Source organism: Intestinibacillus massiliensis (genome assembly GCF_900155735.1).
Classification (GTDB): domain Bacteria; phylum Bacillota; class Clostridia; order Oscillospirales; family Butyricicoccaceae; genus Intestinibacillus; species Intestinibacillus massiliensis.
On record NZ_LT707059.1, the window covers coordinates 477,842 to 491,737 of the forward strand.

A 13,896-nucleotide genomic window follows, 5' to 3' on the forward strand; every position below is an offset into this window, starting at 1 on the left:
ATTTTTCCGGCCCGACGCAAGGGGGAGGCGTGCCGTGGATAAACTATTATGGATTGTTAACCCACATTCCGGCAGCGGGGCGATCCGCGAGGACATGATGGACTGTATTGATATCTTTTGCAAGGCGGGCTATGAGCCCACGGTCTATCTGACGCAGGGGCCGCAGGACGCTTGCCGGATCGCGCGAGAGGAGTCGCACCGCTTCGACCGCATCGTATGCTGCGGCGGCGACGGTACGCTCGACGAGGTGGTAAACGGGCTGATGGCCTGTGAAAACCCGCCGCCGCTCGGATACATCCCAGGCGGCACCACAAACGACATGGCGAACAGCCTGGGCATCCCGAAATATCCGGAAGACGCGGCGAAGATTGCGGCGCACGGCAGGCCGTTCCCTATGGATGTAGGGCGCTTTAACGACCGCTACTTCACCTATATTGCAGCGTTCGGTGCGTTTACCGGCGTTTCCTATTCCACGCCGCAGCCGTACAAAAGCCTGTTTGGGCATGCGGCATATGTGCTGGAAGGCATCCGCACGCTGCCGACGATCAAGGCGTACCCGATTGAAGTGGAAGCGAAACAGGCTGGGATTTCCCTGGCGGGGGATTTTATTTACGGCATGGTGACAAATACTACTTCGGTAGGCGGCATCATCGGCGTCGCGCCGGAGGATGTCGAGATGGACGACGGCCTGTTTGAAGTGCTGCTCGTGCGCCAGCCGGAAAACCCCATGCAGCTCCAGGGCATCATCAGCATGCTGCTGGCGCAGGATATGCGCTCGGAACTCATCGTGCACTTTAAAGCGGACCGCGTGTGCTTTAAGGCACAAGGCGAAATGCCGTGGACGCTGGATGGCGAGTACGGGGGCGCCCCGCAGCAGGTGGAGATTGAAAACTGTAAACGCGCGTTGACACTTTTGGTGGAAGACGTATAAGGCACAGCCGCCGGGCGCTTTAGCCTCGGCGGCTTGCTGCCTTTTATAAGGAGGATTGCATTTGAAGAAAATATTAAGCTGTTTAAAGCCATATCGCAGGGCGGCCATCCTGGCGGTCTGCTTTATGGTGCTGGACGTGTTGGCCGAAGTGATCCAGCCGACCCTGATGGCCGATATTATCGGGCAGGGCATCCAGAGCGGGGACGTGGGCTATATTGTCCGCACCGGGCTGTTAATGATCCTGGTAGCGGCCATCGGCCTGCTGTCCGGGTTTGGAAACGCGAAATACTCCGCCAAAGCGGGCGTGGGCTTTGCAGCGAACCTGCGCGACAGGCTGTTCCGCAAGGTGCAGACCTTTTCCTTCCGCAATATCGACTCCTTTTCTACCGCATCGCTCAGCATCCGTTTGACGAACGACGTGACGCAGATGCAGAACCTTGCCACGATGGGGATGCGCATGATGATCCGCGCGCCCCTCATGCTGCCGTTCGCACTGGTGATGGCGATCCGCATCAACAGCAGCTTGGCGCTGATCCTCGGCGTATCGGTGCCGGTGCTGCTGGTACTGCTCACCCTGCTCGTGCGCCGCGCGATGCCGATGTTTGAAAAAATGCAGCGTTCGGTAGACCGGCTAAACCGGACGGTGCAGGAAAACGTGACGAACATGCGCGTGGTAAAATCGTTTGTGCGGGAAGAGCATGAAAAGCGCAAGTTTGCAGAGGCCAGCGACGGGCAGATGAACACTGCGATGCGCGCGATGTACGCGGTCATCGTCAACATGCCGCTGATGATGCTGGTCATGAACTGCACGATTGTCGCGGTCGTATTCTTTGGCGGCCGCCAGATCATCGGCAATACGCTGACAGTCGCCGAAATGACCAAGTTCATCAACTATATCATGCAAATCCTGATGTCGCTGATGATGCTGGCCATGATGTTCATTTTGCTCACCCGCGCAAGCGCGTCTTACCGCCGTATCCGCGAGGTGCTGGATACGGAATCGGATATGCAGGATGCGGAGGGCGCGCGGAAGGCGCAAGGCCTGCGCGGCCGCGTCGAATTCCGGGACGTTTCCTTCCACTACCATGCGGAGGACGACGGCGACCCGGTGCTGTCGCATGTCAGCTTTACGGCGGAGCCCGGTGAAGTCGTGGCCATCATTGGCGGCACCGGCGCGGGCAAAAGCTCTATGGTACAGCTCATCCCGCGCCTGTATGACGTCACGCAAGGCGCGGTGCTGCTGGACGGGGTAGACGTGCGCGAATATCATCTGGCGTCCCTACACGACGAGGTAGCCATGGTGCTTCAGAAAAACACGCTGTTTTCCGGCACCATCCGCGATAACCTGCGGTGGGGCAACCAGGACGCGACGGACGAGCAGATTTATGCCGCCGCGAAGGCCGCACAGGCGCACGATTTTATCATGTCGTTCCCCAAGGGGTACGACACCTGGATCGAACAGGGCGGCGTAAATGTCTCGGGCGGGCAAAAACAGCGCCTTTGCATCGCACGCGCGCTGCTTAAGGCGCCCAAGGTGCTGATCCTGGACGACTCCACGAGCGCGGTCGACACCGCGACGGAACAGCGCCTGCGGGAGTCCTTCCGGAATGAGCTTGCGGGGACGACCATCTTCCTGATCGCGCAGCGCATCAGTTCGGTGCAGGATGCGGATAAGATCGTTGTCATGGACGACGGGAGCATTGTCGGCATTGGCCGGCACGATGAGCTGCTGGCCTCCTGTGAAGCTTACCAGGAGATTTATGCGTCGCAGCAGGGAGAGGAGGCGAGCGCCTGATGCCGGGACCGGGTCACAGAAAGGGCGTCCGTATCGAGAAGCCCAAGAATACAAAAAAGACATTAAAATCGCTTTGGGGATATTTATCCCGTTACAAACTGCTGCTCGTCATAGCTTTTGCCATGGTACTGCTCAATATCGGCGCTTCGCTAGCAGCAACCAGCTATTTGCAGCCGATTATCGATAATTTCCTGCAACCGGTAAACGGGGATCCGACTGTGGCCGCGCGCCTGGCCGGGCTGACGCACGGTGCGGCCGTGCTGTTTTCCATTTTCCTGGTTTCCTGTGCGGCGGCCTATTTCCAGTCGCGCCTGATGGTGCATATCGCGCAGCACACGATCAACGACGTGCGCCAGGACCTTTTCTGCCATTTGCAGACGCTGTCCATCCGGTATTTTGATACCCGGACGCACGGCGAGGTGATGAGCCGGTTCACAAATGACGTGGATACGCTGAACGACGCGCTGCAAAACGGCCTGACAACGCTGTTTTCCAGCGTTATCACGCTGGCGGGCATTCTCGGCCTGATGCTTTACCGCAGCATCCCGCTGACGGTTTTGACGCTGCTTTTCACACCTATCCTGCTGTTTGCCGTGACACGCCTGATGAAGGCCAGCAGCAAATATTTTGCGGCACAGCAGAAAAACCTTGGCGACGTAAACGGCTATATCGAGGAAATGATGACCGGGCAGAAGGTCGTCAAGGTGTTTGGCTACGAGGACCGCGCGGTAGAGCGCTTCGACAACCTCAACGAGACGCTGCGCAGTTCTGCGGCTTCCGCGCAGGCATATGCGGGCATGATGATGCCGCTCAGCAAAAATATCAACAGCATCAATTTTGCGCTGATCGCCATGGTTGGCGGTGTGCTTGCCGTGTTCGGGTACCTGAGCGTCGGCGGGCTGGTGGTATTCTTACAGCTCGTGCAACAGTTTAACCGTCCTATTACCGAAGCGTCCAACCAATATAACGCCGTGGTCACGGCAATGGCTGGCGCAGAACGTATTTTTGAGGTCATTGCGGAGTCGCCCGAGCAGGCGGCGGATACGCCGGACTACACGCTGGAGCGTGCGGAAGGGCAGTGGTACTGGAAGGGGAAGGCGGACAACGTCCCTGTGCGCGGCGACGTGCGGTTCCACGACGTCACCTTCGGGTATGCGCCGGATAAAACCGTGCTCAAAAACGTATCGCTTTATGCAAAGCCCGGGCAAAAGATTGCCTTCGTCGGTTCGACCGGCGCGGGCAAGACCACCGTCATGAACCTGCTGACGCGGTTCTACGACATCGGCCAGGGCAGCATCACGATCGACGGGATTGATATCAAGCATATCGCCCGCGACAGCCTGCGCAGGGCGATGTCGGTCGTGCTGCAGGATACGCACCTGTTTACCGGCACCGTGATGGAGAACATCCGTTACGGCCGCCCGGACGCCACGGATGACGAGGTCATCGCGGCGGCCAAAACGGCCAGCGCGCATTCCTTTATCATGCGCTTGCCCCAGGGCTATCAGACCGTGATTGAGGGCGACGGCGCAAACCTGTCGCAGGGGCAGCGGCAGCTGCTCAACATTGCGCGCGCGACCGTGGCGGATACGCCGATCCTGGTGCTCGATGAAGCGACCAGCTCGGTCGATACCAGGACGGAGCGCCATATCGAGCACGGGCTTGACCGCCTGATGCGAGACCGCACCACCTTTATCATCGCGCACCGCCTGTCCACTGTCCGCGGCTCGAACGCCATTATGGTCATGGAACAGGGGCAGATCGAGGAGCGCGGCACGCACGAGGAGTTGCTCGCGCAGCATGGCCGGTACTACCAGCTCTATACAGGCGCGCTCGAACTGGATTAATTGCCCAAAAATTAAATAAGTAAATAGAAAAAGAGGATGACCGTTTGCAAAATCGGTCATCCTCTTTTTGGCTGCAGGCCTTAGCTTACTTGCGCTTGAAGGACATGCAGTCGGTGCACTGGTCTACCGTCGGGTTCGCTTCATGCGTACCAACAGTGATGCAGTCCAGTGCGCAGTAGTCGTCACAGTTGCAGTGGTTTGCACACTGCTGCACCGTACAACGGATGCTCTTATTTGCCTTATCCATTTTAAAGACCTCCTTTGTGGTTTTACAAAGCTAGTATGCCTTTGTTACGGCAAAGTATACAGGCAGAAATTCAAAAAAATTTGAGCGGGATTGGACAAAGTGTGTTACAATAGAACTGTAAATTTGCACTTCGTTTGTAATATTTGCATAAAAGCGTATCGTACGCAGGGAATATTGGAAGGAGGCGGCTGATTGGCAAGGCAAGAGATTTTGGAATACCTGCAGGGCGCATCGACGACGGGATATGAAGTGTTCGGCGCGCATTTTACGCACGAGTATGGGCAGGACGGCGTCCGGTTTACCGTCTATGCGCCGGCTGCCGCCGGCATGCAGCTCATTGGGGAGTGCAACGACTGGCAGGGCTGGCGGATGGAGCGTACCCCGGAGGGCGTCTGGAGTATATTTGTACGCGATATCCCGGAAGGGATGAAATATAAATACCGCGTCACGACTTCGGCGGGCGAGGTGTATGACCGCGCCGACCCTTTTGCGTTTTATAGCGAAGTGCGGCCGGATACCGCGTCGGTCGTTTACGACGTCACGCGGTATGAGTGGCACGATGGGGCATTCCTGGCAGCGCGTGACAAAAACTTCAGCCGTCCGCTCAATATTTATGAAATGCATGCAGGCTCATGGAAGCGGCCGGACGGGCAGGGCATGCCGTCCTATACCGCGCTGGCAGACAGCCTGATCCCTTATCTGAAAGCGGGCGGCTATACCCATGTGGAGCTGCTGCCGCTGACAGAGCACCCCTTTGACGGTTCCTGGGGGTACCAGTGCACGGGCTATTTTGCCGCGACCAGCCGGTATGGCGGGTCGCGGGAGCTGATGCAGTTTGTCGACCGCTGCCATCAGGCCGGGATCGGCGTGATTTTGGATTTTGTCCCGCTGCACTTTGTAACGGATTTTTACGCACTGCATCAATTTGACGGCAGCTTCCTATATGAGAGCGAGGATGAGGCGCGCCGGTTTTCCGAATGGGGGACGGCGTTATTCGACTATACAAAGCCGCATGTGCTCAGCTTCATGAAATCCGCCCTGGATTTCTGGATGGCCTATTACCACATTGACGGCGTCCGGTATGACGCGGTATCCTGCCTGATTTACCATGGCGGCCGGCCGGAAAACGGCGTGAATGAAGCGGGCGTCTGGTTCCTCAAAAACGCAAATTACGCCCTTGGGCAGAAATGGCCGGACGTCATGCTGATTGCGGAAGATTCCTCCATGTACCTGAAGGTGACTGCGCCGGTGCCTTATGGCGGGCTGGGCTTCGACTATAAATGGGATCTCGGCTTCATGAACGATACGTTCCGCTACTTGGCGGGCAGCAATCGGCGGCAGGAGCGGATTTCCGCGTCTACGGAGTATTTCTATCAGGAGAAGTACATCCTGCCGTTTTCCCATGACGAGGTCGTGCACTGTAAAAATACGATTGTGAATAAGCTGCCCGGCACGCTGGAACAAAGGCTCGCGCAGGCGCGCGCCCTGTACCTGTATTTTTTCACGCATCCCGGGAAGAAGCTGAACTTCATGGGCAACGAGTTTGCGGCGGTCCGCGAGTGGGACGAGGCGCGCCAGCTTGATTGGGATTTGCTGGATAACCTGGGGCACGCGCAGTTTAACCGGTTCTTCTGTGCTGTCAGCAGGTGGTACGGCACGGAACCCGCGCTATACGAAACCGACCTGCATCCGGAGGGGTTCTGCTGGCTGCATACGGACGGCGGCGTCTTCGTCTATGAACGCCGGAGCCTGCAGGGGGAGCCGGTCGTGGTCGCGCTGAATTTCAGCGGGCAGCCTTGCCTGCACCTCTCCGTCAGGGTGCGTGACGGCCTGTGGCGGGAAGCCCTGTCCACAGAGGATAAGGCGTTCGGCGGGGCTGGCCTGACGAACGGGGAAAAGCAGGTGGCAGGGGGCTGTTTGACGCTCCGTTTGCCCGGATACGGCGGGTGCGCGTTCAAACGGTGATTTATTTTCGAAAAGTTGGTAAAATGTGCTTGACAAATGGGGAGCGGAAAGGTATTATAATAACAAGAATTATTCCTGAATTTATCCGAAATCTTAAATGTGAAGGGAGTCTTTATCATGGCAGAATTAAAGGGTAGCAAGACGGAAGCCAATTTGCTGGCAGCATTTGCAGGTGAATCCCAGGCACGCAATAAGTATACGTATTACGCAAGCAAGGCACGCAAGGACGGCTTTGTACAGATTGCAAATATTTTTGAAGAGACCGCCGCAAACGAAAAGGAACACGCGGAAATCTGGTTCAAGCTGCTGCACGACGGCATGCCCGATACCAAGGCCAACCTGCTTGACGCGGCAGAGGGCGAAAATTACGAGTGGACCGATATGTACGCCACCTTTGCGAAGGAAGCGGAGGCAGAGGGCTTCGACCATATCGCTTTCCTGTTCTCTGAGGTCGCCAAGATCGAGAAGGAGCACGAGGAGCGCTACCGCAAGCTGCTCGCCAACGTAGAGGGCGGCCTGGTATTCTCCCGTGACGGCGAGATGATCTGGCAGTGCTCCAACTGTGGCCATATCCATGTCGGCAAGCAGGCGCCGCAGGTTTGCCCGGTTTGCGCGCATCCGCAGTCCTACTTCCAGCTCCGCGCGCAGAACTATTGATTTTTTCCGAGCCTAAGGATTTCCCCGCGGGTGAGGTTTACAACGTATTTGCAAATCTGATATCAAAGGCTGTGCCTGCGAGGGAAGACGACTAAATCCTGAAAGAAACGGTTAAAATGCGTCTTGTACCCTAATGGGTGCAGGACGCATTTTCTTTTGTGGAGGAACGGTTATCGATGGAATCTCGGATTGCTTTTATCGGGATCGTGGTGGACGACCGCGATTGCAGCGCTACGGTCAACACGCTGCTGCATGAATATGGGGACTATATTGTCGGACGGCTCGGCGTGCCGTACCGCGGTAAGGGGCTGTCCCTGATCAGCATTATTATCGACGCGCCGGGCGACCTGATCAGCGCGCTCAGCGGCAAGCTGGGGCGGATCGCGGGCGTGCAGGTCAAAACACAGTATGTAAAGGAGAAATGACCTTGATGAAGAAGTTTATGGCGGCGTTGCTGCTGCTTTCCATGGCACTGGCGGGTTGCGGCGCGGAAAAGCAGCCTGAGGCAGCCGCCGCGCCGGCCGGCCCGACCCGTGTGGCGGCGCTCAAGGGGCCGACCGCGATCGGCATGGTCAAAATGATGGATACTTATAAGGGACAGCCGGGGATCTATACGTTTGACCTGTATACAGGCGCGGACGAAATCGTGCCGCTGCTCGTCAAGGGCGAGGTCGATATTGCGCTCGTGCCCGCCAATGTCGCCGCGACGCTATATCAGAAGACCGAAGGCCAGGTGCGCGTAATCGGCGTGAACACGCTCAGCGTACTGGAGTTTGTGACCGCCGACACGGCCGTGCAGTCGGTTGCCGGCCTGAAGGGCAAAAAGGTTTATATGACCGGCAAGGGCACCACGCCGGAATATGCGCTCCGTTATGTGCTGGAAAAGAACGGCCTTTCGATGGACGACATGCAGATTGATTTTAAAAGCGAGGCCGCGGAAGTTGTTGCCGCGCTGACACAGGACGCGAGCGCGGTCGGCCTGCTGCCGCAGCCGTTTGCCACGGTTGCCACCACGCAAAACGATACGCTCCAAATTGTGATGCATCTGGGCGACGAGTGGGACAAGGTCGCGCAGGACGGCAGCCACCTGGTCACGGGCGTCACGGTTTCGCGTATGGGATTCGAGCCGATGGCGATGGACGCCTTCCTGAGCGACCACGCGGAATCCGCGCAGTTTGTGAAGGAACATCCCGACGAAGCCGCGCCGCTCGTAGAGGAAAGCGGTATCGTCAAGGCGCCAGTCGCGCAGAAGGCGATCCCCAATTGCGGCATCGTATCGCTGAAGGGCGAGGAGATGAAGCAGGCGCTGCAGGGCTATTTGGAGGCGTTGTATGAAATATCGCCCGAAGCGGTGGGCGGCGCGCTGCCGGACGACAACTTTTATGCGGTCGACACAATGGACTTCGTAAATAAGAAATGAGCCGGTTTCGTAGTTTATTAGGGACAAAGGCGGCGCGGGGCACGCTCGCTGCAATATTTTGGCTGGCGGCCTGGCAGGCCGTCAGCTTTTGCGCGCCCAAAATCCTTTTTGCTTCCCCGCGCCGTACCGTTGCCGCGCTGGCACGCCTGGCAGGGCAGGGCGGGTTCTGGCTGTCCGTTGCACACACTCTTGGCAAGTCCGCGCTGGGCTTTTTGCTCGCGTTTGTGTCGGCGGTGCTGCTCGCGGCCGTTGCGCACCGTTTCCGGGTGGCCAAGACGCTGCTGGAGCCGGCGGTCCAACTGATGAAAAGCCTGCCGGTGGCCTGTTTTGTGGTCGTCGCGCTGATATGGATGCCGTCCGCCTGGATTTCCGTACTTGTGGCTGGGTTTGTCGTATTTCCGGTGACCTATATCAATTTACAGGATGGGTTGTCACGGCTTGACCGCCAGCTTGACGAGATGGCGCAGGTGTTCCGGGTGCCGTTTGCCGCACGTTTGCGGTACCTATACTTGCCGCAGGTTTTACCCGGCGTGCTGTCGGGGTGCCGGGTGTCGGTCGGCATGTGCTGGAAGGCGGGGATCGCGGGCGAAATCATCGGCCTGCCGCTGCATTCGATCGGCGAACAGCTCTACCTTTCCAAGTTTTACATGGCGGTGGACGAGCTGTTTGCATGGTCGCTCGTGATTATCGCGATCAGCCTGGTTTTGGAGAAGCTGATCGCAAGGGCGCTGCGTTACTTAAGGCGGAAGATGGAGGGCGGCTATGGAGATCCGGTTTGAAAACGTCTGTAAATCATATGATGGCCGTCCGGTCTTGCAGGATTTTAACTGGGCGGTGCGGGACGGTGAAATTTGGCGGCTGGAGGGCGCGTCCGGGATCGGGAAGACGACAGTACTGCGGCTGCTGCTTGGGCTGGAGCAGCCGGATGCAGGGCAAATTACAGGCCGCCCGGGCATCCAGATGACGGCGGCGTTCCAGGAACACCGGTTGTGCCCGTGGCTGGACGCGCGCGATAACCTGCGGATGGTGTGCACGCGCAAAATCGGGGACAGGCAGATTGCGGAGGCACTCGGCGCGCTGCTGCCTGCGGACAGCCTGGATCAGCCTGTGCGGACGCTATCGGGCGGCATGCAGCGGCGGGTCGCGGTTGTCCGGGCGTTGCTGCCGGACAGCGCACTTGTGGTACTTGACGAACCCTTTGCCGGGCTTGACCGTTTGAACGTCGAACATATGCTGGGATTTATCACCCGGGAACGGCGGGGCAGGGCGATGGTGATCGTTTCGCACGAAGGTTACAATTTGCCTGAGCCATTCCAGACGCAAATTCTATAAAATAACGCTGTCCTTTTTGCGCAGGAATTGCTATACTGGTAACGGAAAGCTGAAAAAGGAGTACCTGCTATGCAAAAGGGAGAACAGAACAAACTTAGGCTGCTGCTGATGGGGATCAGCGCGCGGCTGGAGCAGAATAAAGATTATTTCGTATCGCTCGCCATGGAATTTCGCGCGGGCGGGAAGAAATTTACGGCGTCGGTCAAACGCGCGGAGGGTGATCCCGGCTGGCGGCTGCGCTTCCAGGGTGCCGAGCAGGACGTATCGGCGCAGGGGGCCGCGGATTTTTTTGCGGCGCATGCGGCCGAATATGGGGAGTCCGTGCTGACCTATACCGAACGCGGGAAAGCCACCGTGATTACCTGTACGCCGCGCGGCGTCAATATGAAGCAGACCGAGCAGCCGGTGACGGAGGAAAAATCATCCGCCGCCGCGAACCCGTTGCTGGACAGTGGCCGGCAATACCTGATCCGGGTGGACAAGGCCGCGCTGCTGCTGCGGGAGATCGGTATCCTGACCGAAAGCGGCAAGATCCGCAACGATATGATCCGGAAATATAACCAGATCGACCATTATGTCGAGCTCGTTGCGCCGATGTTTGAAAAGGACGACAGCCAGGAGATATTGCTGCTTGACTGTGCCTGCGGCAAATCCTATTTAAGCTTCGTCATGAATTACTATTTATGCGAGGTACTGGGGCGGCGATGCAGGATTATCGGGATTGATATCAACGCGCATGTTGTGGAAGAAAGCCGCCGTATGGCGCAGCGGCTCGGTTACCATAATATGACGTTCCAGCAGGCCGACCTGCGGCAGTATGTGCCGCCTGAAAATGTGACGGCGGTCATTTCGCTGCATGCATGCGACATCGCAACAGACCTCGCGCTCGGGACCGCGATCCGCGCGCAGGCCAAATATATTGCCTGCGTGCCCTGCTGCCATAAGGAGCTGCTGGAGCAATACCAGTTGCCGGGGCTGGAGCCGCTGACAAAGCACGGCGTGTTTAAGGCGCGTTTCAACGATGTGCTGACGGACAGCATGCGCGCGCTGAAGCTGGAGGCGGAAGGGTATAAGGTTTCGGTCGTCGAATATATTTCGCCTCTGGATACGCCGAAGAACCTCCTGATCCGTGCAGTGCGTACCGGGCATGGGAATGGGCGCGCAAAGCAGGAGTACGAGGCGGTCCGCCGCATCCTGGGGACGACCTCGGAACTCGACCGCCGCTGCGCCGCCATGGAGGAAGATTGCTTTTTTATTTCTGACAGTGATTTGACCGGCAGGTGACAGGCACCACCGCGCGCCCCCCGCATAGTCTGTTAATGAAGTGATACTTCAAAATACTATGTGGAGGTAGTATACATGGCTGAAAAAATTACCCCGGGTCCCGTAAGTGGAAACGCTTGCATCCGGGAGGCCGTTTGTATTCACACCAACAAGGTCTATGACTCCTGCAAAAGCAAGGAATGCATCCGCGACCTGCGCGTGTACCTGACGGCGGATTCCCAGGAGTTTATCGACCACGGTGCGATCAGTGCAAAGGCACGGCAGGCGGAGCTGCTTTGCGTGTGTATCGATGTGGAGAAGGTTCCGTTTAACCGCGGTTTCTACACGGTTGACGTGCGGTTTTTCTATCGCGTCGTCGTCGAGGCGTCGTGCCCGGTCGGCCGTCCCCAGATCATCGACGGCCTTGCCGTTTTTGACAAGCGCGTGATCCTGTTTGGCAGCGAGGGCGGTGCAAGGATTTTCTCGTCGAAATATGTGGGCAACAGCCCGGATATCCAGTTGACGCAGAGGACCAATATGCCTATTGCGGTCGTTGATGCCGCGGACATAAAAAAGGAATAAAAAAACTGTTGCGCCGGCGAACTTTTGACGGCGCTCATACGTTTATAAAATAGGGAGTATTGCCCAATTGGGATAGGATAGGTATGGCTGATAGAGAGGAAGGACGATAAATTGACACGGAGACAAAAAATCAGGCGGCGCAGGGCGGTTCAGCTGGGGACGCTGGCGGTCATCGTGGTTGCGGCGTTGCTGATCGTACCGCCGCTGCTGGGTAAGGTCGCGGCGCATGCGCCGACGGAGGAAGTTGTACTGCAGTTTGATAACAGTATGGTTTTACATAACGGCGAACTGGCGCGCATTACGGAAAACGACGGGACTGCGCTCGCCCCTTACCGGGACAACGGGGTGGCCATGCTCCCCATGCGCTGGCTTGCGGAAACAGCTGGGCTGTCGGTGGCATGGGAACCGGAAAGCAAAGCCATAACGCTGGCCCAGCCGGAAGGGGGGCTTTCGGTAGTGATGACGGCCGGCAGCACGGAAATGCGCGTTGGGGATGAGACCGTCGCGCTGGATGCGCCGCCGATCCTAAAGGACGGGGTGGCTTATGTGCCGGCCCGCGCGGTAAGCGAAGCGTTTGGATGGAATATTGCAAGCCCTGCGGAGGCAGGTTCCTATATTTTCCTCGATAACGGCAGCAAACCCGCAGAGCCTACGGAGCAGCAAATCGCCGCGGCAAAAGAAAAACTCGGTCCATCGCGCGATGAACTGCGCAGCCAGAGCCTGGTTGCGCGTTCCGGTTCCGGGACGATCCTGTGGAACGGCACGGAGGTGGAGCTGAAGACCGATGAAAACCATTATTTGGGTGCTGTCAGCCAGGACGGCGTTGATTACCTGCCTGTGGAAGCCACGTTTGCGGCGATCGGCGGCGCGGCGGAGGCGGCAGATAATGGGTATACGGTGACGTTTGACGGTAAACCCGTTTCGCTGCAGGGCAATAAGGTCGATGGCAAGGCCATTGCCGAAGACGGCGCGGCGCTGTTTACGGATGAGGACGGGGTGGCATATCTCCCGGGCGAAATGCTGGCTGCCGTGACCGGTATGCAGTACGACAGCCTGTCCGGCGGCGTGTTTGTGCTTACCGCCGCAAAGCTGGACGGGTTCACGGATCAGGAAACCTACATGACTTCCCTGGGCGCGCAGCTGCCGGACAAGCGGCCGGATATCCCGGACGCGAAGGGCTATATCGCGCTTACATTCGACGACGGCCCGACGGGCGGTGCGACCGGCCTTACGGCCAAGCTGCTCGACGGCCTGAAGGAACGCGGGGCGCATGCCACTTTCTTTATGTGCGGCTACCGGATCAAGGATTTCCACACGCATATGAAACGTTACCTCGAAGAAGGCCATGAGCTTGGCAACCATACGATGGATCATCCTTTGAAGTTTTCCAAGCTTGCCCCGGAGGAGATTTACAACCAGGTAGACAGCAACAGCGCGCTGATCGAGTCCTACACCGGCCAGCGGCCGACGGCGATACGCCCGGTCGGCGGCGCCGTGACGGATAATGTTAAGGAGCAAATGAAGAAGCTCGGCCTCCCGATCATCAACTGGAGTGTTGATACGCTGGACTGGAAATACCGGGACGCTGCACGTATCAAAAAGGTGATTGTCAATGAAGCAAGGGACGGCGATATCGTCCTGATGCACGATTTGCACCAGCCGACAGTGGACGGCGTGCTTGCGGCCATCGACGAGTTGCAGGCGCAGGGCTACGCATTCGTAACGGTGCATGAGCTCGCGCAGATCAAGGGCGTTACCCTGGAGCCTGGCACGGTATATACCGACATCAAGGGCTAAAACAGTTTACGCAAAGAGCGGATACAAAAGGGCAGGTACGGATTTTTCCGTACCTGCCCT

At 57.8% G+C, this 13,896-nt stretch carries 13 protein-coding genes; 12 read left to right on the plus strand and 1 reads right to left on the minus strand.

What is annotated here, in order from left to right; translation table 11 throughout:
- Window positions 1-34 precede the first annotated feature (34 nt).
- From CZ203_RS10175 to CZ203_RS10185, 3 genes are all read left to right on the plus strand, one after another.
- Window positions 35-931 (plus strand): YegS/Rv2252/BmrU family lipid kinase, encoded by an 897-nt coding sequence (locus CZ203_RS10175; RefSeq protein ID WP_087065987.1) that lies wholly within the window; start codon window positions 35-37, stop codon window positions 929-931.
- Window positions 932-992: 61 nt separating this feature from the next.
- Window positions 993-2,726 (plus strand): ABC transporter ATP-binding protein, encoded by a 1,734-nt coding sequence (locus tag CZ203_RS10180; protein WP_087065988.1) that lies wholly within the window; start codon window positions 993-995, stop codon window positions 2,724-2,726.
- Complete coding sequence (locus CZ203_RS10185) at window positions 2,726-4,573, plus strand: ABC transporter ATP-binding protein (RefSeq protein WP_143436189.1); 1,848 nt, start codon at window positions 2,726-2,728, stop codon at window positions 4,571-4,573. Before CZ203_RS10180 ends, CZ203_RS10185 begins: the two co-directional genes overlap by 1 nt.
- 85 nt (window positions 4,574-4,658) lie before the next feature.
- Here the strand turns inward: CZ203_RS10185 and CZ203_RS10190 are convergent, their stop codons facing one another.
- Window positions 4,659-4,820, minus strand: a complete 162-nt coding sequence (locus CZ203_RS10190) for a DUF1540 domain-containing protein (protein WP_087065989.1) — start codon at window positions 4,818-4,820, stop codon at window positions 4,659-4,661.
- Between the two features lie 192 nt (window positions 4,821-5,012).
- Between CZ203_RS10190 and glgB the strand changes: the two genes are divergently transcribed.
- From glgB to CZ203_RS10235, 9 genes are all read left to right on the plus strand, one after another.
- Complete coding sequence (glgB, locus tag CZ203_RS10195; protein ID WP_087065990.1) at window positions 5,013-6,785, plus strand: 1,4-alpha-glucan branching protein GlgB; 1,773 nt, start codon at window positions 5,013-5,015, stop codon at window positions 6,783-6,785.
- Between the two features lie 117 nt (window positions 6,786-6,902).
- On the plus strand, window positions 6,903-7,442 hold the full coding sequence (gene rbr, locus CZ203_RS10200; protein ID WP_087065991.1) for a rubrerythrin: 540 nt from the start codon (window positions 6,903-6,905) through the stop codon (window positions 7,440-7,442).
- 176 nt (window positions 7,443-7,618) lie between these two features.
- Window positions 7,619-7,867 (plus strand): TM1266 family iron-only hydrogenase system putative regulator, encoded by a 249-nt coding sequence (locus tag CZ203_RS10205; RefSeq protein WP_087065992.1) that lies wholly within the window; start codon window positions 7,619-7,621, stop codon window positions 7,865-7,867.
- Window positions 7,868-7,872: 5 nt separating this feature from the next.
- Entirely contained in the window at window positions 7,873-8,862 is a 990-nt protein-coding gene (locus tag CZ203_RS10210; RefSeq protein WP_087066239.1) for an ABC transporter substrate-binding protein, read from the plus strand.
- Entirely contained in the window at window positions 8,859-9,641 is a 783-nt protein-coding gene (locus CZ203_RS10215) for an ABC transporter permease (protein ID WP_087065993.1), read from the plus strand. Before CZ203_RS10210 ends, CZ203_RS10215 begins: the two co-directional genes overlap by 4 nt.
- Window positions 9,625-10,194, plus strand: coding sequence for an ABC transporter ATP-binding protein (locus CZ203_RS10220; RefSeq protein WP_087065994.1), 570 nt, complete (start codon window positions 9,625-9,627; stop codon window positions 10,192-10,194). The genes CZ203_RS10215 and CZ203_RS10220 overlap by 17 nt, the downstream gene beginning before the upstream one ends.
- A 69-nt stretch (window positions 10,195-10,263) precedes the next feature.
- Window positions 10,264-11,478, plus strand: a complete 1,215-nt coding sequence (locus CZ203_RS10225) for a class I SAM-dependent methyltransferase (protein ID WP_087065995.1) — start codon at window positions 10,264-10,266, stop codon at window positions 11,476-11,478.
- A gap of 75 nt (window positions 11,479-11,553) precedes the next feature.
- Window positions 11,554-12,039: a hypothetical protein gene (locus tag CZ203_RS10230; protein ID WP_087065996.1), complete on the plus strand. Its 486-nt coding sequence runs from the start codon at window positions 11,554-11,556 to the stop codon at window positions 12,037-12,039.
- A 111-nt stretch (window positions 12,040-12,150) separates the two neighbouring features.
- On the plus strand, window positions 12,151-13,836 hold the full coding sequence (locus CZ203_RS10235; protein ID WP_087065997.1) for a polysaccharide deacetylase family protein: 1,686 nt from the start codon (window positions 12,151-12,153) through the stop codon (window positions 13,834-13,836).
- Window positions 13,837-13,896 lie beyond the last annotated feature (60 nt).

Bases quoted from the DNA above. Each gene is read 5' to 3' on its own strand.
- CZ203_RS10185 (WP_143436189.1), top strand. From the start codon at position 2,726: ATGCCGGGACCGGGTCACAGAAAGGGCGTCCGTATCGAGAAGCCCAAG.
- CZ203_RS10190 (WP_087065989.1), bottom strand. From the start codon at position 4,820: ATGGATAAGGCAAATAAGAGCATCCGTTGTACGGTGCAGCAGTGTGCA.
- rbr (WP_087065991.1), top strand. From the start codon at position 6,903: ATGGCAGAATTAAAGGGTAGCAAGACGGAAGCCAATTTGCTGGCAGCA.
- CZ203_RS10205 (WP_087065992.1), top strand. From the start codon at position 7,619: ATGGAATCTCGGATTGCTTTTATCGGGATCGTGGTGGACGACCGCGAT.
- CZ203_RS10210 (WP_087066239.1), top strand. From the start codon at position 7,873: ATGAAGAAGTTTATGGCGGCGTTGCTGCTGCTTTCCATGGCACTGGCG.
- CZ203_RS10215 (WP_087065993.1), top strand. From the start codon at position 8,859: ATGAGCCGGTTTCGTAGTTTATTAGGGACAAAGGCGGCGCGGGGCACG.
- CZ203_RS10220 (WP_087065994.1), top strand. From the start codon at position 9,625: ATGGAGATCCGGTTTGAAAACGTCTGTAAATCATATGATGGCCGTCCG.
- CZ203_RS10225 (WP_087065995.1), top strand. From the start codon at position 10,264: ATGCAAAAGGGAGAACAGAACAAACTTAGGCTGCTGCTGATGGGGATC.
- CZ203_RS10230 (WP_087065996.1), top strand. From the start codon at position 11,554: ATGGCTGAAAAAATTACCCCGGGTCCCGTAAGTGGAAACGCTTGCATC.